At 32.0% G+C, this 21,872-nt stretch carries 34 protein-coding genes and 1 tRNA gene; 3 read left to right on the top strand and 32 right to left on the bottom strand.

The window, feature by feature from the left end:
- Positions 1–34 precede the first annotated feature (34 nt).
- From L8X28_RS01735 to rpsJ, 29 genes are all read right to left on the bottom strand, one after another.
- Positions 35–1,402 carry an L-serine ammonia-lyase gene (locus L8X28_RS01735; RefSeq protein ID WP_133319140.1) on the bottom strand — a complete coding sequence of 456 codons (1,368 nt, stop codon included), beginning with the start codon at positions 1,400–1,402 and terminating at the stop codon, positions 35–37.
- An 11-nt stretch (positions 1,403–1,413) separates the two neighbouring features.
- Positions 1,414–2,697, bottom strand: a complete 1,284-nt coding sequence (locus tag L8X28_RS01730; RefSeq protein WP_133319191.1) for an aromatic amino acid transport family protein — start codon at positions 2,695–2,697, stop codon at positions 1,414–1,416.
- Between the two features lie 98 nt (positions 2,698–2,795).
- Entirely contained in the window at positions 2,796–3,824 is a 1,029-nt protein-coding gene (locus tag L8X28_RS01725) for a tRNA-dihydrouridine synthase (protein ID WP_220567006.1), read from the bottom strand.
- Positions 3,825–3,983: 159 nt separating this feature from the next.
- Positions 3,984–4,535 carry a ribonuclease HII gene (locus L8X28_RS01720; protein ID WP_263665348.1) on the bottom strand — a complete coding sequence of 184 codons (552 nt, stop codon included), beginning with the start codon at positions 4,533–4,535 and terminating at the stop codon, positions 3,984–3,986.
- On the bottom strand, positions 4,535–5,008 hold the full coding sequence (locus L8X28_RS01715) for a DNA-deoxyinosine glycosylase (protein WP_263665347.1): 474 nt from the start codon (positions 5,006–5,008) through the stop codon (positions 4,535–4,537). Before L8X28_RS01715 ends, L8X28_RS01720 begins: the two co-directional genes overlap by 1 nt.
- Positions 5,009–5,062: 54 nt before the next feature.
- Entirely contained in the window at positions 5,063–5,710 is a 648-nt protein-coding gene (locus L8X28_RS01710; protein ID WP_220567003.1) for a ferritin family protein, read from the bottom strand.
- 88 nt (positions 5,711–5,798) lie between these two features.
- Positions 5,799–6,830 carry a type II asparaginase gene (locus L8X28_RS01705; RefSeq protein ID WP_263665374.1) on the bottom strand — a complete coding sequence of 344 codons (1,032 nt, stop codon included), beginning with the start codon at positions 6,828–6,830 and terminating at the stop codon, positions 5,799–5,801.
- Between the two features lie 114 nt (positions 6,831–6,944).
- Positions 6,945–7,685, bottom strand: coding sequence for a glutamate racemase (murI, locus tag L8X28_RS01700; RefSeq protein ID WP_263665346.1), 741 nt, complete (start codon positions 7,683–7,685; stop codon positions 6,945–6,947).
- Positions 7,686–7,726: 41 nt separating this feature from the next.
- Positions 7,727–8,989: a preprotein translocase subunit SecY gene (gene secY / locus L8X28_RS01695; protein WP_263662694.1), complete on the bottom strand. Its 1,263-nt coding sequence runs from the start codon at positions 8,987–8,989 to the stop codon at positions 7,727–7,729.
- Positions 8,989–9,381, bottom strand: coding sequence for a 50S ribosomal protein L15 (rplO, locus tag L8X28_RS01690; RefSeq protein WP_039617163.1), 393 nt, complete (start codon positions 9,379–9,381; stop codon positions 8,989–8,991). The genes secY and rplO overlap by 1 nt, the downstream gene beginning before the upstream one ends.
- Before the next feature lie 3 nt (positions 9,382–9,384).
- The gene (rpsE, locus tag L8X28_RS01685; protein ID WP_039617161.1) at positions 9,385–9,828 is read right to left on the bottom strand and encodes a 30S ribosomal protein S5; all 444 of its coding nucleotides are present in this window, start codon (positions 9,826–9,828) and stop codon (positions 9,385–9,387) included.
- A gap of 16 nt (positions 9,829–9,844) precedes the next feature.
- Complete coding sequence (rplR, locus tag L8X28_RS01680; RefSeq protein WP_039617157.1) at positions 9,845–10,201, bottom strand: 50S ribosomal protein L18; 357 nt, start codon at positions 10,199–10,201, stop codon at positions 9,845–9,847.
- 9 nt (positions 10,202–10,210) lie between these two features.
- The gene (gene rplF / locus L8X28_RS01675) at positions 10,211–10,747 is read right to left on the bottom strand and encodes a 50S ribosomal protein L6 (RefSeq protein ID WP_263665345.1); all 537 of its coding nucleotides are present in this window, start codon (positions 10,745–10,747) and stop codon (positions 10,211–10,213) included.
- Between the two features lie 78 nt (positions 10,748–10,825).
- Positions 10,826–11,221: a 30S ribosomal protein S8 gene (gene rpsH / locus L8X28_RS01670; protein ID WP_039617152.1), complete on the bottom strand. Its 396-nt coding sequence runs from the start codon at positions 11,219–11,221 to the stop codon at positions 10,826–10,828.
- Positions 11,222–11,233: 12 nt separating this feature from the next.
- Positions 11,234–11,419: a type Z 30S ribosomal protein S14 gene (locus L8X28_RS01665; RefSeq protein WP_012660824.1), complete on the bottom strand. Its 186-nt coding sequence runs from the start codon at positions 11,417–11,419 to the stop codon at positions 11,234–11,236.
- 1 nt (position 11,420) lies between these two features.
- Positions 11,421–11,966, bottom strand: coding sequence for a 50S ribosomal protein L5 (gene rplE, locus L8X28_RS01660; RefSeq protein WP_133319134.1), 546 nt, complete (start codon positions 11,964–11,966; stop codon positions 11,421–11,423).
- 1 nt (position 11,967) lies between these two features.
- The gene (gene rplX, locus L8X28_RS01655; protein WP_012660822.1) at positions 11,968–12,195 is read right to left on the bottom strand and encodes a 50S ribosomal protein L24; all 228 of its coding nucleotides are present in this window, start codon (positions 12,193–12,195) and stop codon (positions 11,968–11,970) included.
- Positions 12,195–12,563, bottom strand: coding sequence for a 50S ribosomal protein L14 (rplN, locus tag L8X28_RS01650; protein ID WP_012660821.1), 369 nt, complete (start codon positions 12,561–12,563; stop codon positions 12,195–12,197). The genes rplX and rplN overlap by 1 nt, the downstream gene beginning before the upstream one ends.
- Entirely contained in the window at positions 12,563–12,814 is a 252-nt protein-coding gene (gene rpsQ / locus L8X28_RS01645; protein WP_039617148.1) for a 30S ribosomal protein S17, read from the bottom strand. Before rpsQ ends, rplN begins: the two co-directional genes overlap by 1 nt.
- A 9-nt stretch (positions 12,815–12,823) precedes the next feature.
- Positions 12,824–13,009 carry a 50S ribosomal protein L29 gene (gene rpmC, locus L8X28_RS01640; protein WP_012660819.1) on the bottom strand — a complete coding sequence of 62 codons (186 nt, stop codon included), beginning with the start codon at positions 13,007–13,009 and terminating at the stop codon, positions 12,824–12,826.
- On the bottom strand, positions 12,996–13,421 hold the full coding sequence (gene rplP / locus L8X28_RS01635) for a 50S ribosomal protein L16 (protein ID WP_012660818.1): 426 nt from the start codon (positions 13,419–13,421) through the stop codon (positions 12,996–12,998). Before rplP ends, rpmC begins: the two co-directional genes overlap by 14 nt.
- Positions 13,422–13,423: 2 nt before the next feature.
- Positions 13,424–14,125: a 30S ribosomal protein S3 gene (rpsC, locus tag L8X28_RS01630; protein WP_066007731.1), complete on the bottom strand. Its 702-nt coding sequence runs from the start codon at positions 14,123–14,125 to the stop codon at positions 13,424–13,426.
- Position 14,126: 1 nt separating this feature from the next.
- Positions 14,127–14,501 carry a 50S ribosomal protein L22 gene (rplV, locus tag L8X28_RS01625; protein ID WP_039617143.1) on the bottom strand — a complete coding sequence of 125 codons (375 nt, stop codon included), beginning with the start codon at positions 14,499–14,501 and terminating at the stop codon, positions 14,127–14,129.
- A gap of 9 nt (positions 14,502–14,510) precedes the next feature.
- Complete coding sequence (rpsS, locus tag L8X28_RS01620; RefSeq protein ID WP_039664929.1) at positions 14,511–14,792, bottom strand: 30S ribosomal protein S19; 282 nt, start codon at positions 14,790–14,792, stop codon at positions 14,511–14,513.
- 1 nt (position 14,793) lies between these two features.
- Complete coding sequence (rplB, locus tag L8X28_RS01615) at positions 14,794–15,624, bottom strand: 50S ribosomal protein L2 (protein ID WP_263665344.1); 831 nt, start codon at positions 15,622–15,624, stop codon at positions 14,794–14,796.
- 1 nt (position 15,625) lies between these two features.
- Positions 15,626–15,907 (bottom strand): 50S ribosomal protein L23, encoded by a 282-nt coding sequence (locus L8X28_RS01610; RefSeq protein ID WP_039617139.1) that lies wholly within the window; start codon positions 15,905–15,907, stop codon positions 15,626–15,628.
- 1 nt (position 15,908) lies between these two features.
- Positions 15,909–16,523, bottom strand: a complete 615-nt coding sequence (gene rplD / locus L8X28_RS01605; protein WP_039617137.1) for a 50S ribosomal protein L4 — start codon at positions 16,521–16,523, stop codon at positions 15,909–15,911.
- Complete coding sequence (rplC, locus tag L8X28_RS01600) at positions 16,520–17,095, bottom strand: 50S ribosomal protein L3 (protein WP_263665342.1); 576 nt, start codon at positions 17,093–17,095, stop codon at positions 16,520–16,522. The genes rplD and rplC overlap by 4 nt, the downstream gene beginning before the upstream one ends.
- 9 nt (positions 17,096–17,104) lie before the next feature.
- A complete protein-coding gene (rpsJ, locus tag L8X28_RS01595) occupies positions 17,105–17,416 on the bottom strand; it encodes a 30S ribosomal protein S10 (RefSeq protein WP_012660810.1) in 312 nt (103 codons plus the stop codon).
- Positions 17,417–17,642: 226 nt separating this feature from the next.
- Between rpsJ and L8X28_RS01590 the strand changes: the two genes are divergently transcribed.
- Positions 17,643–17,718, top strand: a tRNA-Ala gene (locus L8X28_RS01590).
- A gap of 18 nt (positions 17,719–17,736) precedes the next feature.
- Positions 17,737–18,798: an ATP-binding protein gene (locus L8X28_RS01585; RefSeq protein ID WP_263665341.1), complete on the top strand. Its 1,062-nt coding sequence runs from the start codon at positions 17,737–17,739 to the stop codon at positions 18,796–18,798.
- Here the strand turns inward: L8X28_RS01585 and L8X28_RS01580 are convergent.
- The 3 genes from L8X28_RS01580 to coaE are packed head-to-tail and all read right to left on the bottom strand — an operon-like array spanning position 18,795 to position 20,815.
- Positions 18,795–19,502: a glucosaminidase domain-containing protein gene (locus L8X28_RS01580; RefSeq protein WP_263659182.1), complete on the bottom strand. Its 708-nt coding sequence runs from the start codon at positions 19,500–19,502 to the stop codon at positions 18,795–18,797. The genes L8X28_RS01585 and L8X28_RS01580 overlap by 4 nt on opposite strands.
- Positions 19,477–20,226 carry a diaminopimelate epimerase gene (dapF, locus tag L8X28_RS01575; protein ID WP_263665340.1) on the bottom strand — a complete coding sequence of 250 codons (750 nt, stop codon included), beginning with the start codon at positions 20,224–20,226 and terminating at the stop codon, positions 19,477–19,479. The genes L8X28_RS01580 and dapF overlap by 26 nt, the downstream gene beginning before the upstream one ends.
- Positions 20,213–20,815, bottom strand: coding sequence for a dephospho-CoA kinase (gene coaE, locus L8X28_RS01570; protein ID WP_133319130.1), 603 nt, complete (start codon positions 20,813–20,815; stop codon positions 20,213–20,215). Before coaE ends, dapF begins: the two co-directional genes overlap by 14 nt.
- Positions 20,816–20,873: 58 nt before the next feature.
- Between coaE and purM the strand changes: the two genes are divergently transcribed.
- The gene (purM, locus tag L8X28_RS01565; RefSeq protein WP_263665338.1) at positions 20,874–21,863 is read left to right on the top strand and encodes a phosphoribosylformylglycinamidine cyclo-ligase; all 990 of its coding nucleotides are present in this window, start codon (positions 20,874–20,876) and stop codon (positions 21,861–21,863) included.
- The last annotated feature ends 9 nt before the right edge of the window (positions 21,864–21,872 follow it).

Here is a 21,872-nt window from a genome sequence, read left to right as displayed (position 1 = left end):
TAAGGAAAAACCTTAAGTTTTAAAACTTAAGGTTTTAACATACACTTGTAAGATTAGTAGCTAGGCCACCTAAAGAAGTTTCTTTGTATTTTGAGTTCATGTCTTTGCCGGTTTCATACATAGTTTTTATAACCTCATCAAGACTTACTTTTGGAGTTGATTTTCTACTCATTGCCATTCTAGCAGCTGAAATTGCTTTAATCGCTCCAAAGGCATTTCTTTCTATACAAGGAATTTGCACTAAACCACTTACTGGATCACAAGTTAAACCTAAATGATGCTCCATTGCAATTTCAGCAGCATTACAAGCTATCTTTGCATCAAAACCCATTACAGTAGCCATAGCTCCTGCTGCCATAGAACTTGCACTACCAATTTCAGCTTGACAGCCAGCTTCAGCACCACTTATACTTGCATTTTTCTTATAAAAAGAGCCTATTAACATAGCAGTAAGTAAAAAATTAATGGCTTTTTCATCGTTAAAACCAATAGTATGATTTTTAAGATAAAGCATTACAGCAGGTACAACAGCACATGCACCATTAGTTGGTGCAGTTACCACTCTAGCTCCACTTGCATTTTCCTCTGCAATAGCAATAGCATATAAAGAAATAAAATCAATAATTCCTAAAGGATCACTTGTCATAGCCAAACGCTCATTAAGTCCTTTGGCGCGGCGTTTTAAATGTAAATTCCCTGGAAGAAAATCTGAGCTTGGATGAATACCATTATAATAAACTTCTTGCATTACTTCCCAAATTTCTAAACAATAAGCTCTAATTTCTTCTTTAGTGTGAAATTGAAGCTCATATTCATAAGAGAGTTTTGCTAGATCCCATGAATTTTCTTCGCAAATTCTTAAAGCATCACTTGCATTATTAATATCAAGTTCTAATTTAGTATGTTTTTGCTCACAAGCTCCATCTTTGTGTTTTTGAAGTTCAGCTTCACTCATAACAAAACCACCGCCTACCGAATAATAAATTTCTTCAGCAATGATTTCTCCATTTTCATTATAAGCACTTATTTTCAATCCATTTTCATGCAAAGGTAAAAAGTCTTTTTCAAAAATCAAATCTTTATCGTAATCAAAATTTAATTCTTTTTGAGCATCTAAAACCAAAATTTTATCTTGCAAAATTTTATTAAACACACGATCTTGCAAAGCAATATTTAATTCTTTTGCTCTTAAGCCACTCAACCCCCATATAATAGCTTTATCACTTAAATGGCCTTTACCAGTAAGCGATAAAGAGCCATAAAGTTTGATTTGAATTTTTGTAATTTGTGTGATTTTATCTTTGATTTTTTCACAAAACATATTCCCTGCTAGCATTGGTCCTAAAGTATGAGAAGATGAAGGACCGACACCAACTTTAAATATACTTAAATTACTACTCATTCATCAGCACCTTAAAAAGTATAAATTACAGTGATGATTGTCAAAATACCTGTGATAAACACAAATGCATCTAAAGCTTTGTTTTGGAATTTTTTCATTTTAGATACAGTGTAAATTGCAATCATAGGCATTAAAAATAAGATTGCGGCAATGATTGGACCACCTAAGCTTTCAATAAAACCTAAAATACTTGGATTTACATAAGCAGTAATTAACATAACAATATACATTACCAAAGTTGAATAAACTGCGATTTTTTTCAAATCCGGATTATCATTACCTGCTAATTTACAACATTTTCTAACTATACCATAAGCACCTTCCCTAGCACCAAAATAATGCCCAAAGAATGAACTAGAAATTGCTAAAAATGCGATTAGTGGACCACCATAAGAAATAAATGGATTATCAAGTTTATTAGCAAAATAAGAAAGTACAGGTATGTTTTGTGCTCTAGCTTCAGCAAGTTCTGCAGGAGTTAAAGAAAGCACGCAAGATACCACAAAAAACATTACAAAAGCAAGTAACATTACAGAAGTTCTAAATAACACTTGATTTGCTTTTTGTACTGAATTTTCAGGATATTGTCTTTTTACACTTAAAGAAAAAGTAGAAATCGCTGGTGAGTGATTAAATGAAAACACTAAAACCGGTAAAGTTAGCCATACTATAGTAATAAATTCTTTTGTTCCAGGAATAGCACTAAAACTTTCAAACGACCATTGCGGGATAAGATATAAAGAAAATAAAAATAAAATAGCACATAAAGGATATACAAGCCACTCACATACTTTAGTAATTAATTCTTCACTAAAAAGCATAATAAGCATAAAAATACTTACTAAAACAAAAGCAAAAAGCGCTCTATAAAAAGGAAGTAAATTAGCTATAGTTTTTCCTTGCTCATTTACACTTGTTTGATACATAGCACTAATTGCGTTTGCGAAAGAACCATTTGGATCTAAAAGTGGTAAGAATTGATTATAAATAAAACTCTCAAAAGTATTAGTTATACCTACACAATATGCTAAACAAATTGGGAAAATTGCAAAGAAATAAAGCACAGAAATAAAAATACTTACTTTTCTACCAAAATACTCTTCAGCCGCATGAGTAATATCTTTATCATTACCATTTGCTTGACATACAAAACGACTTAAGGCTCTATGGCTTAAATACACCATTGGAAAAATAATCAAAGCCATTACAACAACTGGCCAAAAACCACCAACACCTGCTTTAATAGGTAAAAATAAAATCCCCGCACCAACTGCAGTCCCAAAAAGAGAAAGCATCCAACGCGTATCAAAAGAATTCCACTTAAGATTATCCACATTTTCTCCTTGTAAAAAATAATAAAAAAAGCTTTTACCTAAAAACTTTTTGTATTATTTTACAAATATGCTCTTGAGTAGTTTGGCGTGATTTTTTCTCTTTCATTTAAAGCAACTGCGGCTTCATTTGCAAAATTTGGATTTCTTAATAATTTTCTACCATAACAAACTAAATCACACACCTCACCCAAAAGCAAAGCCTCACCTTCGCTAGCACTATTTATAAGACCCACACAAGATATAGGAATTTTAACAACTTCTTTTAAAGCCTTAGCATAAGGAGCTTGATAAAGTGGTGCTATATTTGGCACTAAAGAAGGTTTGTTAATATTTCCTCCTGCTGAAATATCTAACATATCAACGCCTAAATTTTCTAAAATCAAGGCAAGTTTTTTACTATCTTCCAAATTCCAACCACCCTCTTGCCACTCTGTAGCTGAAATTCTTACAAATAAAGTAATATCAACTTCTTTTTTTATACGCTTAATGATATCACACAAAAGACGCGCTCTATTTTCAAAACTACCACCATATTCATCATCTCTTTGATTTGATAAAGGAGATAAAAATGAACTAAGCAAATACCCATGAGCACTATGAAGTTCTATCGCATCATAGCCTGCTTCTTTAGCTCTTTTAGCACTTTGGATAAATTCTTGTTCAATTTGCAAAATTTCATCTTTACTTAAAACATGAAGTTTAGAAAATTTTTCACTAAAAGCAATATTACTTGGGGCTTTTGATATAGCTTGTTTGCATGAATTTTTACGACCACTATGATTTAGTTGGATAGCAACTTTAGCACCAAAATGATGACAAAGATCGACAAGCTCCTTATGTCCTCGAATTTGAAAATCTCCCCAAAGGCCTATATCATTATCAGCAATTTTTGCATTTTCATTAATCGCACAAGCTTGAACTATGATAAGCCCAACACCACCCAAAGCTCTAGCTCCATAATGTATCAAGTGAAATTGATTAATCTTACCATCTAAAACTTGTGTTTCATACATATCCATAGGAGGCATTACGATGCGATTTTTTACATAAAAATTTCCAATCTTTAGCTCACTTAAAAGTAAAGACATAATACCCCTTAAAATATTTTTATATTACTATAATAGAAAAAAATTAATTTTTCTTAAAACATAGAGTATTTTAGACCAATATTATAATTTTTAATAGATTATTATTAAAAAAATAGTTTTTAATTATATTTTTTCATTATTAAAACTACAAAACACAATCTAATCAAATAAGCTTTTCTCAAAACACTTTAACATAAAACTTTTGCGATGCAAAGGTGAATAACCAAATACTTTAATCTTTTCTATATGAGCTTTTGTACCATAACCTTTGTGTTTATCAAAATCATAATTATTATATATTTTAGAAAAATAACACATTTTTTGATCACGACTTACCTTAGCTAATATACTAGCGGCTGAAACTTCTTGCACTTTCATATCAGCTTTAATCATAGTATTAATACCCAAAACACCATAATTTAAATTTCCATCATATAAAATCTCATCTTGGTTAAAATGTTTTTTTATTATCTTTAAGCCCAAATTTAAACACTGATTAAGTCCTAAAATATCAATTTGCAAAGGTGAAAAAGCAAGGATTAAAAAATTTGAATTAGAAAGAATTTGCTCATATAATTCTTCTCTTTTTTTTGCACTTAATTTTTTAGAATCAGCTAAACCATCAATATTTTTTAAAAGCTTGCAAGCTGCCAAGTGCATATCTCCAGCTAAAGCTCCACGCCCAGCCTCATCTACTCCAACTAAAGCCATTATTTTTCCTTTATAATAGTGTATTTTTCTACTAAATTTTCTAAAGAATAATTTATATTGGCAGGTGAGCTTGAAGGAAGTTCAAAAAATTCTTGCTCAGGATAAAATTTAGCAAAATATTTACTTGCAACTTTACCTAATACACAAATTTTTTCTATATTTGCCTTATCTAAAATAATACTTATATCATTTGCTTTGGCATAAGAAATAGTTTTATCATCTGAATTTTTTATCTTACAACTTGCTATAACATCCCAAAGTGCTATATGATTTGCTTTTAAAAAAGCTTTTTGAACTTGTACTGTTTTTAACTCACACTCAAATAATATTTCAAAAATACGCCAAAAGCGATTTTTACTATGTTGATAATAAAAATTTTCTTCTCTTGATTTAATAGATGGAAAAGAACCTAGTATTAAAACTTTTGAGTGTTCATCAAAGAAAGGTTCAAAAGGATGAGTTAAAATTTGCATATTAGGCCTTGATAAAAATAAAATATTTTATCATTTTTATCAAGATTTTTAAAATTATCCTAAAAATTCTCGTTTGAAGTATTCTTTTGGAGCTTTACACAAAGGACAGGCATTTGGTGCTTTTTTACCACGGTGTATATGCCCACAAACTTCACAAACCCATAATTCTTCTACTTCTGAATTAAAGAAATCTTCTTCTTCAAGCATTTTTTTAAGTGCTAAATATTCTCTTTCATGCTCAATTTCTACTTTACCAATAGCAGTAAATAATCTTGCTATGTTTTTTTTGCCTTCATCTTCTGCAATTTGTGCAAAATTTGGATACATGGTAGTATGCTCGTAATTTTCACCCTCTGCTGCACAGATTAAATTTTTAGCAGTTTCTTCTAAAGCTTTACCATCTACTAATTCATGGTATGCTTTAAATTCAGCTCTTGCATGCCATTTTTCATTTTCTGCAGCTTCTCTAAAATGCTTTGCAATAGCATGCCAACCTTCTTCTTGAGCAATATCTGCAAATAAATCATATTTGTTTCTTGCCATAGATTCACCTGCGAAAGCTTTCATCAAATTTATGGCTGTTAAATCTTTAGTAATGCACTCCATTTCTTGACCACAGCAACTAAGCTTTCCACCACCTACATTTTGCACTTCTACTTCATTGCCGCATTTTTGGCATTTATAGCTTTCATATTGTCTCATTTAATATCCTTCTTGTGATTAATTTAAGTAAGATTTTGATTGAAAAACTCACCCAAATGTTATTGTAGCATTTGGGTGCTAAAAGATTTTAGTATTTTAAGAAATATTCTTGAATTTTCTTAGGATCACTTGTTTTAGTTAAAGCAAGCATTAATAATACTCTAGCTTTTTGAGGACTCATATCACCTGTATCAATAAAACCAAGTTTTGCATCAGCATCACTTACTACAACTCTACCAGCTACTACACGTGAGCTTACCGCTACATTAAGACCTTTTTTAAGCAATTCTTTTAATACATCTTTTTGATAATCATGAATACTGCCAGCACCTGTTCCAGCTACAACTATACCTTTAGTTCCATTTTCAAACAAAGCTTTTGCTGCAACACCGCTACCATCATTTGCATAACTATAAAGAATATCTACTTTTGGTAATTCTTTTAGCTTGCTAACATCAAATGGAGATTTTTTAGTGTGTAATTTTGTATTAGTATTGTAGAAGAATGCTTTTCCATCTACTATATAACCCATATCACCCATATCCGGTGAACTAAATGCATTTACATTTAAACTATGAGTTTTCATAACGCCTCTAGCGCTTTGAATTCTATCATTCATAGCCACCATTACACCTTTATTTTTTGCTTGTGGATCTGCTGCTAACGCTACAGCATTGTAAAGATTTTTAGGACCATCTGCACTAATTGCAGTTGATGGGCGCATTGCACCAACTAAAACAACAGGTTTATCGCTTTTTACGGTTAAATTTAGGAAATATGCAGTTTCTTCCATGGTATCAGTACCATGAGTAATCACAACTCCATCTACATCAGATTTTAAAAGCCTATTGACTTCTTTAGCAAGTTTTAGCCAAATTTCATTTGTCATATCTTTACTATCAATATTTGCAATTTGATCCCCGCTAATTACTGCTAAATCTTGAATTTGAGGCACTGCTTTAATCAAAGCATCAACCCCTAAAACACCTGCTGTATAACCTGTTGTAGCTACCGAACTATCAATCGAGCCTGCAATAGTTCCACCTGTAGCTAAAATTGCAACTTTTGGTTTTGCTTCCAAAATTCCTGCTCCTAAACTTAGTGCCATAGCTGCGCACATTAACATTTTTTTCATGTTAGTCCTTTCATTAGAAATGATAAAAATTATAATGCAACTATGTTTAAATAAAAATAAATTATTAATATAAAAAATACTTTAGTAAATATTCATTAATTAAAGCCATAAATTTGCAATTTTTTTTAGTTTTTCCACATCGCTTGAAGCATAAAATTGAATGTTAGCTTCTTCTTGGATTGATGTTAAGTTAAATTCTTGTTGCAATTGCAAAGCTATAGCCTCGCCTGAATGAATAAGTTTTGTATTTTTGCCAAAATACTCTTCCAAAGAATGGGCGATTAAAGGAAAATGCGTACATGCTAAGATTAGAGCATTAGGATGAAATTTAAGCTTATTAAAATAATACTCAAAAGCAGCTTTTAAAAAATCTCCTTGAAAAATCCCTTCTTCAACCATAGGTACAAAAAGCCCAGTTGCTTTTTCTTCCACTTTTAAAAAACCTTCTTTGATTAAAGCTTGCTTATAAGCGTGAGAATCCACGGTAGCTTGTGTTGCAATGACTAATATATTGGAGTTTTTATCTTCTAAAGAGTTTTTAACCGCTAAAACCCCTGCTTCTATAACTCCAAGAACCGGAAATGGTGCATTTGCTTTTAGAATTTCTAAAGCATACGCGCTAACTGTATTACACGCAATAATAAGCATATCGACTTTTTTTTCTTTGAAAAACTCTAAAGCTTCTAGGGAAAATTTAATGATAGTTTTTTTATCTTTAACCCCATAAGGTACCCTTGCGGTATCCCCATAGTAAATATATTCTTTAAAAAGTTTTGCTTGAAGTAAAGATTTTAAAACACTAAGCCCACCTACACCGCTATCAAAAACGCCTAGTCTCATCAAAATCCTTAAAAAGAGAAGAAAGTAGAAAATCTACTTTCTTATAAGCCTACTGCACTTAAGGTTTGGTATTTATTCATATAAATTTGAGCTTCGATTTTTCTCATTGTATCAAGCGCTACTTGAACTACGATCAAAACAGAAGTTCCACCAAAATAAAAAGGCACACCAAACAACTTCACAATAAGCCATGGTAATGTAGCTACAAGCCCTAAATAAATAGAACCTGACAAGGTAAGTCTTGATGCTACTTCATTAAGATAATTTGCAGTTCCTTCACCTGGTCTAATACCTGGTATGAAACCACCTTGTCTTTTAAGATTTTCAGCTATATCTTTTGCATTAAATACAATTGATGCATAAAAATACGCAAAGAAAATAACAAGTAAGAATGTTAAAAAATGAAAGAAAAATCCATTTGGATTTAAAAAGTCATAAATTTTTAACACATACTCATTTGTACTTGTTTGCAAAATAGTGCTTGGAAACATCAAAATCGCACTTGCAAAAATAGGAGGAATTACTCCACTTAAATTTATTTTAATAGGTATGTAATTCATAATGCGTTTGTTTTGATTTTGCATGATTACTTTTCTTGAGTAAGAAATAGGAATTCTTCTTTCTCCAAGCTCTACTACTATAATAGCCCAAATAGTAAGTAAAATTACAACTAAAATGGCAATGATAGTCAAGAAATTCATCTCACCTGTATTTACCAAATTTACTGTTCCACTAATTGCACCTGGAATTGTAGAAACAATACCACCAAAGATGATTAAAGAAATACCATTTCCTATACCGCGTTGAGTGATTTGCTCACCTATCCACATCAAAAGCATGGTACCTGCAAGCATAGAAATAGCAGAAAGTGCAATAAAAGTATTCATATCAATCATAATAGCTGATTGACCTGCTTTTCCATGAAGACTTTGCAAGCCTATAGAAACACCTATACTTTGCACCAAAGTGATAACTATAGTAGCATAACGGATAATTTGCATATATTTTTGCATACCATCGCGTTCTTTTTTCATCTTTCCTATGTTAGGAAAAGTTGCCGCTAAAAGCTCCATAATAATCGAAGCAGTAATATAAGGCATAATGCCTAGAGAGATGATGCTAAGTCTTTCAGCAGCACCCCCACTAAACATATTAAACAAGCCTAATGCATTAGATGCATTAGAATCAAAAAATTCCTTGATAACACTGACATTAACCCCCGGAACTGGAACATAAGCTAATATTCTATAAGCAAATAAAAAAGCTAATGTTATGAGAATTTTATTTGTCAATGCTTTATTCATTATTTTTGTCCGCTAAAAGTGATCTTCTCGTCTTTAATTTTACTAGCAAGATCTTTAGCACTTGCTCCAATAAGCTTAACTTTATTTACATTTTTTGAAAGCTTATGAATACTATTGATTGTTTCAAATGTAATTTCGCTAAGCTCTTTGATTGCTGTGATTTTTTCAACATTAATCACATAAGGTTTTTCAAATTTAGAAGTAAAGCCTACTTTTGGTAAGCGTCTTTGAAGTGGTTGTTGACCCCCTTCAAAACCTCTTTTTTCGTTATAACCTTTTCTAGCAGTTTGGCCTTTTCCACCTTTAGTGGAAGTTTTTCCCATACCACTACCTTGACCACGGCCTATTCTTTTGGTTTTATGTGTTGAACCTGGTGCTTTTGTTAAATTCATTGATTATCCTTTAAGCATTGTAAGTGCTTTGATAGTAGCACGCACAACATTTGCTGAATTATTTGAACCTAAAGACTTAGTTAAAATGTCTTTAATACCTGCAAGTTCCACGATAGGACGTGTTGAACCACCTGCAATAACCCCTGTACCTTCGCTTGCTGGTTTAAGTAAAATTCTACTTGCGTTGTATTTTACTTCTACATCATGAGGGATAGTTGAACCTTTTGTTTTAACTTCAACAATGTTTTTAAAAGCATCATCAACTGCTTTTCTGATAGCATCTGGAACTTCTTTAGCTTTTCCATAGCCTACACCAACTAAACCTTTTCTATTTCCAACGATAACTAAAGCAGTAAATCTAAATCTTCTACCACCTTTAACAACCTTAGTAACCCTGCCGATATCGACGATTACTTCTTCAAATTCTTCTCTATTATATTTTTCCATCGATCTTCCTTTTGGGTTATAGTTTGATTCCGTTTTCTCTTAGTGCTTCAGCTAATGCTGCAATAACACCATGGTATAAATAACCATTTCTATCAAACACTGCTTCTTCTATGTTTTTAGCTTTTAAAACTTTTGCAAATTCAGCTGCTATTTTTTTAGCGCCTTCTTTATTTGCTTTAACACCAATTTTTCTTCCATCTACTGCTGCTAAAGTTACTGCTTTAACATCATCGATAGCTTGGATATATAAAGTTCTGTTTGATTTAAAAACAGAAACTCTTGGAAGAGCTTGTGTTCCTGAAATTTTTGCTCTAATTCTTTTTTTTCTTTTAATTCTTAAAGATATTTTTCTTTTTAATACATTTGCTCTCATATTCTATCCTTACTTCTTAGATGTCTTACCAGCTTTGCGGATAATACGCTCATCTGAATATTTAACACCTTTTCCTTTGTAAGGCTCAGGTGGTCTAAATTCACGAATTTGAGCAGCAACTTGACCTACCACTTGTTTATCGCTACCTTTAATAATAACATTGTTTTTATCAACGGTAATTTCTATGTCTTCTGGAATAGCATAGTTGATAGGATGAGAAAAACCTAAAGCAAGTTCAAGAACTTTACCTTTTAACGCAGCTTTATAACCAACACCGTTGATTTCTAAAGTTTTGCTAAAGCCATCAGTTAAACCGATAATGATGTTTTGAGCTAAAGCTCTATAAGTTCCCCAATAAGCTCTACTTTGTCTATCTTCACCTTTAGGAGAGAAAAGAATTTGTCCTTCTTTAATCTCAACATTAACATTTGCTTTTGTATCAAGCTCTTTTGCTAAATTTCCTTTTTTGAATTTTAGCAAGTTACCTTCTAATTTTACTTCTACTCCACTTGGAATAGCAACTGGTTGTTTACCTATACGAGACATTCATTTTTCCTTTTTACTTGTCTACGATATGACTACTTTATAAGAATGGATACCGAATACCATAAAAAGTAGAAACTCTTACCAAATAGTACATAAAACTTCGCCGCCAACGCCTGCTTTGTAAGCTTCGTCGTTAGCTAAAACACCTTTTGAAGTGCTTACTACGATAGTACCATAACCGTTTTTAAATCTTTTGATCTCATCTTTGCCTTTATAAACACGACGACCAGGTTTAGAAATACGCTTAACTTCATTAATTACGCTTTTGCCTTTTTCATCATATTTTAAAACTACATTGATGAATTTCTTTTTATCCTCTTCAATAACATTAAAGCTTTCAATATAGCCTTTAGCTTGGAAAATTCCAAGTAAAGCTTCGATAACTTTAGAATGCAAAAGTTGAGTAGTCTCTAATCTTCTCATCCCTGCATTTCTAATTCTTGTTAGTGAATCTGAAATTAAATCATTTATCATGGTTCTTTCCTCTTACCAACTTGCTTTTTTAAGACCAGGAATTAAACCTTCATTTGCCATTTTTCTTAAGCAAACTCTACAAATTCCAAAATCTCTATAAACTGAATGTGGTCTTCCACAAATTTGGCATCTAGTATACCCTCTAACGCTAAATTTAGGTTTGCGGGCAGCTTTTGCAATCATTGATTTTTTAGCCATATTACTTTCCTTTTGCAAATGGCACGCCAAATAATTCTAATAATTTTTGTGCCTCTTTATCTGATTTTGCTGTTGTAACGATAGAAATGTTCATACCATGAGTTCTTAAGATTTTATCATATTCAACTTCTGGGAACATTAACTGCTCATCTAAACCAAAGTTATAGTTTCCTCTTCCATCAAAACCATCTCTTGGAAGACCTCTAAAGTCTTTAACACGAGGAAGAGCTATAGTAATAAGCTTATCTAAGAAAGCATACATATTGTCTTTTCTTAATGTTACCATTACACCTACTGGGAAGCCTTCTCTTACTTTAAAACCAGCAACTGATTTTTTAGCTTTTGTGATAACTGCTTTTTGCCCAGCGATCAATGAAATAGTATCTGCAACATTTTGTAATACTTTTTGATCTTTTGCTAATTCCCCAGCACCTACACTGATTACAACTTTTTCAATAAAAGGAACAAGCATAGGATTTTTAATATCAAATTCTTTAACTAAAGCAGGTTTGATATTTTGAGTGTATTTTTCTTTCAATCTCATCATCTTATTCTCCTGCCTTTGCTACATTTGAAATATCCATTGGCATTTCTTTATTGATAAAACCGCCATTTGGATTTTTATCACTTGGCTTAACAGCTTTTTTAGCGATTTTACAACCCTCAACAATTACTTTATTTGTCTTAGGAAATACTGCTAAAACTTTACCCGTTTTGCCTTTGTCATCGCCTGCGATAACTTTTACCATATCATTCTTTTTAATTTTTAATTTCATTACAACACCTCCGGTGCTAGTGAAACAATTTTCATAAAGCCACCATATCTTACTTCACGACCTACTGGTCCAAAAATACGCGTTCCGATAGGCTCTCTTTTAGCATCAAGAATAACTGCTGCATTTTCATCAAAACGAATTAAAGAACCATTGTCTCTATGAATTTCTTTTTTAGTTCTAACGATAACTGCTTTTACCACTTGACCTTTTTTAACTTTACCATTTGGTAGAGCTTTTTTTACAGATGCAACAATTACATCACCAACAGTAGCGTATCTTCTTTTACTACCACCTAAAACCTTAATACACATTAATTCTTTTGCACCGCTATTATCAGCAACTGCAAGCCTAGTAAAACTCTGAATCATTACTCAACTCCTGCTGATACTATAGTTTTTAAGCGAAATGATTTTCTCTTAGAAAGTGGTCTACATTCAATAGCAACTACAGTATTTCCCACTTTAAGTTCATTTCTTTCATCATGAATTAAATATTTTTTAAAGCGTTTTACGATTTTTCTGTATTTTGGGTGAACCACTTTTCTTTCAACCAAAATTGTTGCTGTTTTATCTCCAGCAATTTGAACAACAACGCCTTGAATTTCTCTTTTAAATGCCATTTTCTATCCTTATTTTAAAGCGCTAATTGCAGTATTGATTCTAGCGATGTCTTTTTTAACTTCGCTAATCTCTTTAGGATTAGTTAGCTGCATTGTTTTTAGCTTTTGTCTTAAAGTAAATAAAAGCACCTTTTTTTCTTTTAGCATTGTTGCAAGTTCACCTGCTGTTTTATCTTTAATCTCAGTATATTTCATTTTGGCTCTCTCTTGTAACAAACTTAGTTTTAAATGGCAATTTATGCATCGCTAAAGTTAAAGCTTGTCTTGCCATTTCTTCATTAACCCCTGCCATTTCATAAATAATACGACCTGGTTTAATGTTCATTACCCATTCCTCAACTGCACCTTTACCTTTACCCATACGAGTTTCTAAAGGTTTTTTAGTTAGAGGTTTATCTGGGAAAACTCTAATCCAAGTTTTACCTTGTCTTTTTACAAAACGAGTTAAAGCAATACGAGCTGCTTCGATTTGGCGTGAATTGATACGGCCAGCTTCAGTTGCTTTTAGGGCAAAATCACCAAAAGTAAATTCAGTCCCTCTGTTGGCATAACCTCTGTTACGCCCTTTCATCATTTTACGATATTTTGTTCTTTTTGGCATTAACATGATTATTTACCTCTTCTTGCTCTTCTAGTTTTTTTAGTTGGAGCGTTTTCTTCGGTTTTTTCAGGTTGAACACCCTTTTGTAAAACTTCACCTTTGAAGATCCACACTTTAATACCTATATTTCCATAAGTAGTATGTGCTTCTGCAAAACCATAATCAATTTTTGCTCTTAAAGTGTGAAGTGGAACACGACCTTCTAGGTACCATTCAGTTCTTGCCATTTCAGCACCACCTAAACGGCCTGAAACTGAAACTTTAATCCCTTTAGCACCTGCTTTTTGCGCTCCTTGAATTACTTTTTTCATTGCTCTTCTAAAAGCAATTCTTTTTTCAAGTTGAGTAGCAACACTTTCAGCTGCAAGCTGAGCTGAAGCACCTGCTTTTCTTTCTTCTTTGATATTGATATTAACTTCTTTTTTGATTAAATCTTGAAGTTCTTTTCTTAAAATATCAACATCACTACCTTTTTTACCAATAATAATCCCTGGTCTTGCAGCTACAACAGTTACTCTTAATTTTTTCGCTGTTCTTTCTACAAGAATTTGGCTAATTCCTGCATAATAAAGTTTTCTTTTTAAAAAAGTTCTGATTTTATAATCTTCACCAATATTTTCTGCTAAATTAGCTTTTGTAGGAAACCATCTTGATTCCCAATTTCTATTAATTCCTAGTCTTAAACCAATCGGATTTACTTTTTGTCCCATATTAGCTTTCCTTTTTCACTGATGCTTTTTTAGCTTTTGTAGTTTTTTCAGCACTTGCTTCTACTTTACTAACTTCTACCAAAATGTGTGAAGTTGGCTTTCTAATACGACTAGCACTTCCTCTAGCTCTTGGTCTAAATCTTTTTAAAACCGCACCAGCATCAACACGACAACTTGAAACAACAACTTCATTTGCTTCAAATCCGCCATTTGCTACAGCACTTGAAATAGCATTTGCTATAAATTTAGCACCTTTATTTGGCATAAATTTCAAACTAGCTAATGCAAGCTCTGCATTCATACCTTGAACTTCTCTAGCAATCAATCTCGCTTTAGTTGGAGATAATCTTATGAATTTAATTAACGCTCTACTCATAAATCTCCTTTACTTACCTATTTTTTTCTGAACAGAGCCTTTATGACCCTTAAATGTTCTAGTAGGTGCAAATTCACCTAATTTGTAACCGATATGATTTTCAGTAATATATACTGGGATAAAGCTTTTTCCATTATGAACATTAAAAGTTAAACCTATCATATCAGGTATAATAGTGCTGCGTCTTGACCAAGTTTTAATTGGCTTACCATCGTTAGCTTTTTTAGCAGCGATGACTTTTTTCATTACATGGTCATCAACAAAAGGACCTTTTTTTAGTGACCTAGCCATCTTACTTTCCTTTTCTTCTTGAAATTATTAGCTTATCGCTAGCTTTTTTACGGCGAGTTTTAGCACCTTTAGTTGGTTTACCCCATGGAGTAACTGGATGACGGCCTGAATTTTTCTTACCTTCACCCCCACCGTGCGGGTGATCAACTGGGTTCATCGCAGAACCTCTTGTTTGAGGACGAATACCTCTATGGCGGTTTCTTCCTGCTTTACCGATAGTCACATTTGACCATTCTTCATTACCAACTTCACCGATACTTGCCATACATTCAGCTAAAACTTGTCTCATTTCACCACTTGCAAGTCTTAAGATAACATATTTTTCTTCTTTACCCATTAATTGAGCATAAGCACCCGCTGAACGGATCATTTGTCCACCTTTGCCCGGTTTTAACTCGATATTGTGTACGATAGTACCCACTGGGATGTTTCTCAATTTCATTGCATTACCTGGTTTAATGTCAAGTCCGCTTTCAGCAGCGCAAATAACATCACCAACGCTTAAACCTTTTGGTTGTAAGATGTATCTTTTTTCACCATCTCTATAAGAGATTAATGCAATACGACAATTTCTGTATGGATCATACTCGATTGCTTTAACTTTACCTTCAATACCAAATTTTCTTCTTTTAAAATCTATAATTCTGTAAAGTTTTTTAGCACCTGCTTCTTTATGACGGCTTGTGATTCTACCATTATTGTTACGACCTGCATGAGCTGGAAGTTTTACAAGTAATGAACGCACACTAGCTTTTGCTGTGATATCATCAGAGCTTACACCTGTGATGTATCTTCTACTTGGAGTATATGGTTTATAAGTTTTAATTGCCATCTTATGCCTCCGAACTTTCTAAGCTCACACCTTCTGGTAGCTTAACATAGAATTTTTTAAAGCTATTTCTTTGACCTTCACGACCTCTAAAACGCTTTACTTTTCCATCCATTTTTAAAGAATTAATTCTTACTGGAGTTACACCAAAATATTCTCTTAAAACTTCTTTTAAACCATTTTTAGTCATTTTTGGAGAAGTTTGAATAACTACAACACCTTGCTCTTGAAGGTTTAAGCTTTTTTCAGTGTAAAGTATTGTTTTTATATCAGTAATATCTGCCATTTTAACCCTCTTTTACGATAGATTCAAGCGCTGCTTTTTCAATGATAACAGCATTAAATACAGATACTAAATAAGCATTTACTTCGCTAATATCAACTACATAGCAATTTGCTAAGTTTCTAAAAGCAAGAAGTGTTTTTTCATCTAGTAAATCTTTTACAATTAAAGCATCTTTTAAACCAAGCTTTTTAATAACTGCATTTGCATCTTTTGTTTTACCGCTTTCAATGCTTAAACTATCTACTGAGAATAATGCATTGTTTTGTGCTTTATCAGCCAATGCTCTTTCAAGCGCTAAGCGTTTTTGTTTTTTATTAACTTTTTGGAAATAATTACGATTGTTTGTAGGACCAAATGCTACAGCACCACCAACCCAAACATTCGTTCTTGTTGAACCTGCTCTTGCACCACCACGACCTTTTTGTCTCCATGGTTTTTTACCACCACCGCTTACATCGCTTCTACCTTTAGTATGAGCTGTGTTTGCTCTAAGGCTAGCAAGATAAGATTTTACATATAAATAAAGGTTGTGAGGATTAACTTCTGCATATTTTGCTGGAAGATCGAGTTCACTAGCTTTTTCAAATTTATCATTTAAAACAGTTACTTTACTCATTTTGCAATCCTTATTTTACCCATAGCACCATTAAATCCTGGTACCGCACCTTTTACTACTAAGATGCCATTTTCTTCATCAAATGAAACTACTTCATTTTTAACAGTAACTTTTGCATTACCATAATGACCTGCCATTTTCATACCTGGTTGAACACGACCTGGCCATTCGCGGTTACCGATTGATCCGTGGCGTCTGTGAAATCTTGAACCGTGACTTGCAGGACCTCCGGCAAATCCGTGTCTTTTAACAACCCCACTATAACCTCTACCTTTAGAATTAAAGCTTACTTTTAAGATAGAAGCTTCTTTTAAAGGATTAAGATCAATATCACCTGCTTCTGTGTTTGCTACTTCTAAAGAAGCAAATCTATTATATTCAGCTGAAAGATTGTATTTTTTTTGCTGACCCGCAATGCATTTATTATTTGCTTTGCCTTTTACATAAGCAACCAAAGCTTTTCCATTTTCTACTTCACATACTTTAGTTTGAACAAGTTTAAGTAAGGTTACAGGAATGCTTGGTGTGCTGATTGTTCTACTCATACCAATTTTTTCTACAATGTATTCCATATTCTATCCTTATTTACCCATAGCTCTTACTTCAACATTGACCTCTGGAGCCAAGTCAAGCTTAGTGAGTGAATCTACTGTATCTGGAGTAGCTGCTACAATATCAAGCATACGAGCATGAATTCTCATCTCAAATTGTTCGCGTGAATCTTTATTGATGTGTGGAGATTTCAAAACTGTGTATCTTTTGATTTTTGTAGGCATTGGCACTGGACCTCTGATGTCAGCACCTGTTCTTTTAACAGCTTCTACAATTGCTGCAACTGTGCGATCTAGAACTCTGTGGTCATAAGCTTTTAGCTTAAGCCTGATTCTTTCCATATTTTTTCCTTTGTAAAGAACTCGTTAGACCCATAAGAATCTAACCACCATATAAAATGATGTTGAGATTATATAAAAAGAGCCTTTGCTATGTCAAGAAATTTATACATTTTTTTTAATTATTTTCCTTTTAAAAAGGATAAAAATTAAATTTTATAAAATTTACAAGATTTTTTATACATTAAGAAAATCTAAGAAAAAATATAGTATGATTTCAAAATCTAAAGGGGCATTAGCTCAGCTGGGAGAGCACAACGCTGGCAGCGTTGGGGTCAGCGGTTCGAACCCGCTATGCTCCACCATTAATTACAAAGAAATTTATGAAATCACTACAATTTTTTTACGATAATTACCCAAAATTTCAAAAATTTGATGAAAGAAAAATTCAAATTCAAACCCATAAAAACATCATTATAAAAGGTGGTTTTGCAAGTGGTAAGAAAAATTTAATTTTAAATTTTTTATCTTTGTACAAAAGTGAAAATATACTTTTTATTGATTGTGATGATTTGAAATTTCAAGCAAGTGCTTTGGTAAATTTAAATTCGTTTTTAACCTATAATCCACAGATTAAATTTTTAGCACTTTGCAACTTTGCTCATGATTTTGACTTTGCCAGTTTAAAACACCTTAATTTGCAAATCATAATAAGCGTTTGTGATAGCAATTTTCATTTAGATTATTTTGAAGAACTTCATTTAGATTATTTAGACTTTGAAGAATTTTTAAGCTTAAACAAAAAATACGCTGACACTAAAACCATGGTAAGTTATTTTTTACATACAGGACGCAATGTGATTTTAAATCACAACTTTAACACAAACTCATCATACTTAAGAAGTTTTTACACTCCATTAGAGCTTACCATACTGAAACAAATTGCCTTAGAACTCGGGAATGAATTTAGCGTTAATGAGCTATTAAAAACACTAAAAAATACTATAAAAATTTCCAAAGATACCTTATATAAAAGCATAGAAAAACTAGAATCAAACTACACTTTGTATTTTGTAAAAAATCTTGAAAAGAATTTAAAAAAAGTATATTTTTGGGACTTTTCACTAAAAAATTCTCTAAGCATACAAAAAGACTTTAGTGCTTTGTTTGAAAATTTGATTTTAAGCGAGTTGTTTAAATTTGAACAAGAAATTTTTTATACCAAATATTTTGATTTTTACTTACCAAGTCTTAAAAATGCATTTTTATGCTCGCCCTTTAAAGATAAAGATTTACTTAGTTTAAAAGTCAAAAAAATACTTAGTAAAAACCAACTCACACTTTCGACTATTTATATCATCACGCTTTCACAAAGAGATGAGTTTTTCATAGAAGGGGTGCGTGTGATGATTTTACCTTTTGATGAGTGGGCTTTAGGAAATTAATCTAACTCATCAAGCTTATGTTGATTTATGATAGAAATAATAAGCTTAGTATAATTACTTTTGATCTCTGAGTATTTTTCCAAATGACTTGCCGCTTCTTTGCCATCAAGTTTTTCATTTTGATTTATAGCATCCCACCGCCAAGCTCTAAATTCCTTATAAGCATCATGACGATTTAAATTTAGCAAGTATGAATCCACGCTTTCTTGCAAGGTATCAAATATACGAATTTTATGAGTTTTACCTTCACTTCTTTCTTTTGGAATCAAACCTTTCTCGCCCCAAGTCCATTCTCCAAATAAATTATTTGCTTCTTTAGCAAAACGACTTGTACCAGTTGCGCTTTCAATAATTGCTTGAGCTATGGCTAAAGATTTTGGAACTTTTTGGATACGCAGTTGGTATTCCTTGTGATCGTATAAATTTTTAACGCGATATTTTTCTTTTAAAAACCATAGTTTTTGCACAGCATTAGAATTTAGTTTTCTAAAATTACTCTTTAAAGCTTCCTCAAAAAAAATATCTATAAATTCTTTTTCATTTTCAATTTCTTTGAAAGAAACATCTAACAAAGCATTGATTTTTTTGATAAAAACTTCACGCTTTTCTTTTATACTTAAAGCATAATAATATTTATCAAAACCTGCTATAAATTCAGCTTTTAAAAATAAAAAACTACTAAGTAAAATTATAATCAGCTTCAAAACAGCACTTTACCTTTCCTCTGAAAAATATTTGATCATCCTCTAATCTAAAATATAAATTTTCTTTGCTTTTTGGTTTTACTAAAATATCATCTTTAACTTTTTGATTTAAATAAGCAAGATAAAAACAAGCTCCCATACCTGTACCACAAGCTAAAGTCTCATCTTCTACCCCGCGTTCATAGGTTCTAACTCTTACAAATTCTTCATTTTCTATTTTAGCAAAATTAACATTTGCATTATATTTTTTACGCACTTCTTTGCATAAATTTACATCAAATTCATTTAAATCATCAACAAAAGTCACCATATGTGGCACACCTGTATTACATCCTTGCCAAATTCTATCTTTATGTTTAAAAGCTTCTTTAATATCCTTCACTCCACTTAATTTAATCTCTACCATGTCATCATCAACAAATGATTTTATAAGTCCTGCTCCAGTTAAAAAATTTAAATATTGTGATTTTTTTAGATAATGATGAGCAAAATGAGCTGCTGCACGCGATCCATTACCACACATATTTGCTTTACTACCATCGCAATTATAAAATTCCCATTCAAAATCATATCTATCATGAGGCACAACTACTATAAGTCCATCAGCACCTATGCCCTCATAACGATTACAAAGAATTCTAGCTAACTCGCTACGATCTTTTTTTTCACCATCTGCAAATACTACAAAATCATTTCCGCTTGCACAATATTTATAAAATTTCATTTTTAACCTTTAAAGTATGTTTTAAAAAATTTAGCACATTTTCTTCAAATTTTTCATAACTTGAAATATTTTTTATCACAAAATCTGCTTTTTTTAGTTTTTCTTCTATATCAAGTTGCAAATTAATTCTTTTTAAGGCTTCATTTTCATCTAAATTATCTCTTTGTATTAATCTTTTTAATAAAATTTCTTTTGGAGCATAAATCAATATACTTTTTCCTAGATCTTGATAATGATTATTTTCAAAAAATAAAGGCAATTCTATAAAAAAAGCCTTGTTTTTTTTATCTAAAATTAGTGCTTTTTGTAAAATTTCTTCTTTGATTTTAGGATGTAAAAAACCTTCTAACTTTTTTTTGGCGTTTAAATCATTAAATACAATAGCACCAAGCTTTTTTCTATCTATTTTTCCTGCTATAAGTAAATCATCATTATCAAAAAGCTTAGCTATGGAATTTGCATTTTCATTTAAAAGCTCATGAGCTATCACATCTGCACTTAAAGTATCAAAACCCAAATTTTGAACTATTTTTATAAAGCTTGACTTTCCACCTGCTATACTTGAAGTCACAAAATAAGCATTTTGCATAATTTAACCTTAAAATATTTTTAGTTAAAATACCTTTTAAATTCTTAAAGGAAGATAAATGAATATAAGCTATGAAGATGCGGGTGTAAGTATAGATAATGGTAATACTTTTGTAGAAGCAATCAAGCCTTTAGTAAAAGAAACTTTTAATGAAAATGTTTTAGGTGGCATAGGCTCTTTTTCGGGTGCTTTTGCCATGCCAAGTGGTTTTAAAAATCCTGTTATGCTAGCAGCAACAGATGGGGTAGGCACAAAGTTGCGTCTTGCTATTGATAGTCAAAAATTTGACACCATAGGCGAAGATTTAGTAGCAATGTGCGTGAATGATTTAATTTGCAATTTTGCTACGCCTTTGTTTTTTCTAGACTATTATGCAAGTGCAAAGTTAGATGTAGAAGTAGCTAAAAAGGTTGTAGCAGGGATTGCTAATGGTTGTAAAAAAGCAAATTGTGCCTTAATAGGCGGAGAAACTGCTGAAATGCCTGGAATGTATCATAACAATGACTTTGACTTAGCAGGTTTTTCAGTGGGCATGGCTGAAAAAGATGAAATAGATAGAAGAAATTTTGTAAAAAATGGAGATATTTTACTAGCTTTGCCTAGTAGTGGGCTTCATTCTAATGGATATTCTTTAGCTAGAAAAGTATTATTTGAAGCACAAAAGCTTAAATTTGATGATAAAATAGATGGTAAAAATTTAATCGATATTTTACTTGAACCTACAAGAATTTATGTAAAAGACTTTTTAAAATTAAAACCTTTCATCAATGCACTAGCTCATATAACAGGTGGTGGTTTAGTAGAAAATTTACCTAGAGTTTTTCCAAGAGGAATAGGTGCTATTATTAGAAAACATCATCTAAAAACTCCTGAAATTTTTTATCAAATAGGCCAAAGCGTAGAAGAAGCTGAAATGTATAGAAGCTTTAACATGGGTGTGGGCTTAGTTATGGTGGTAGATCCATCTAATGTAGGAAAAGTTTTAGAGAACTCAGGTGCTTATGTAATAGGCGAAGTTGTGCTAAATGAAGGGGTTGTTTTAGAGTAAAATCTCTTA

The organism is Campylobacter sp. CNRCH_2016_0050h (genome assembly GCF_025772605.1).
Lineage (GTDB): Bacteria > Campylobacterota > Campylobacteria > Campylobacterales > Campylobacteraceae > Campylobacter_D > Campylobacter_D lari_D.
This window is presented reverse-complemented; position numbering and strand designations above follow the sequence as displayed.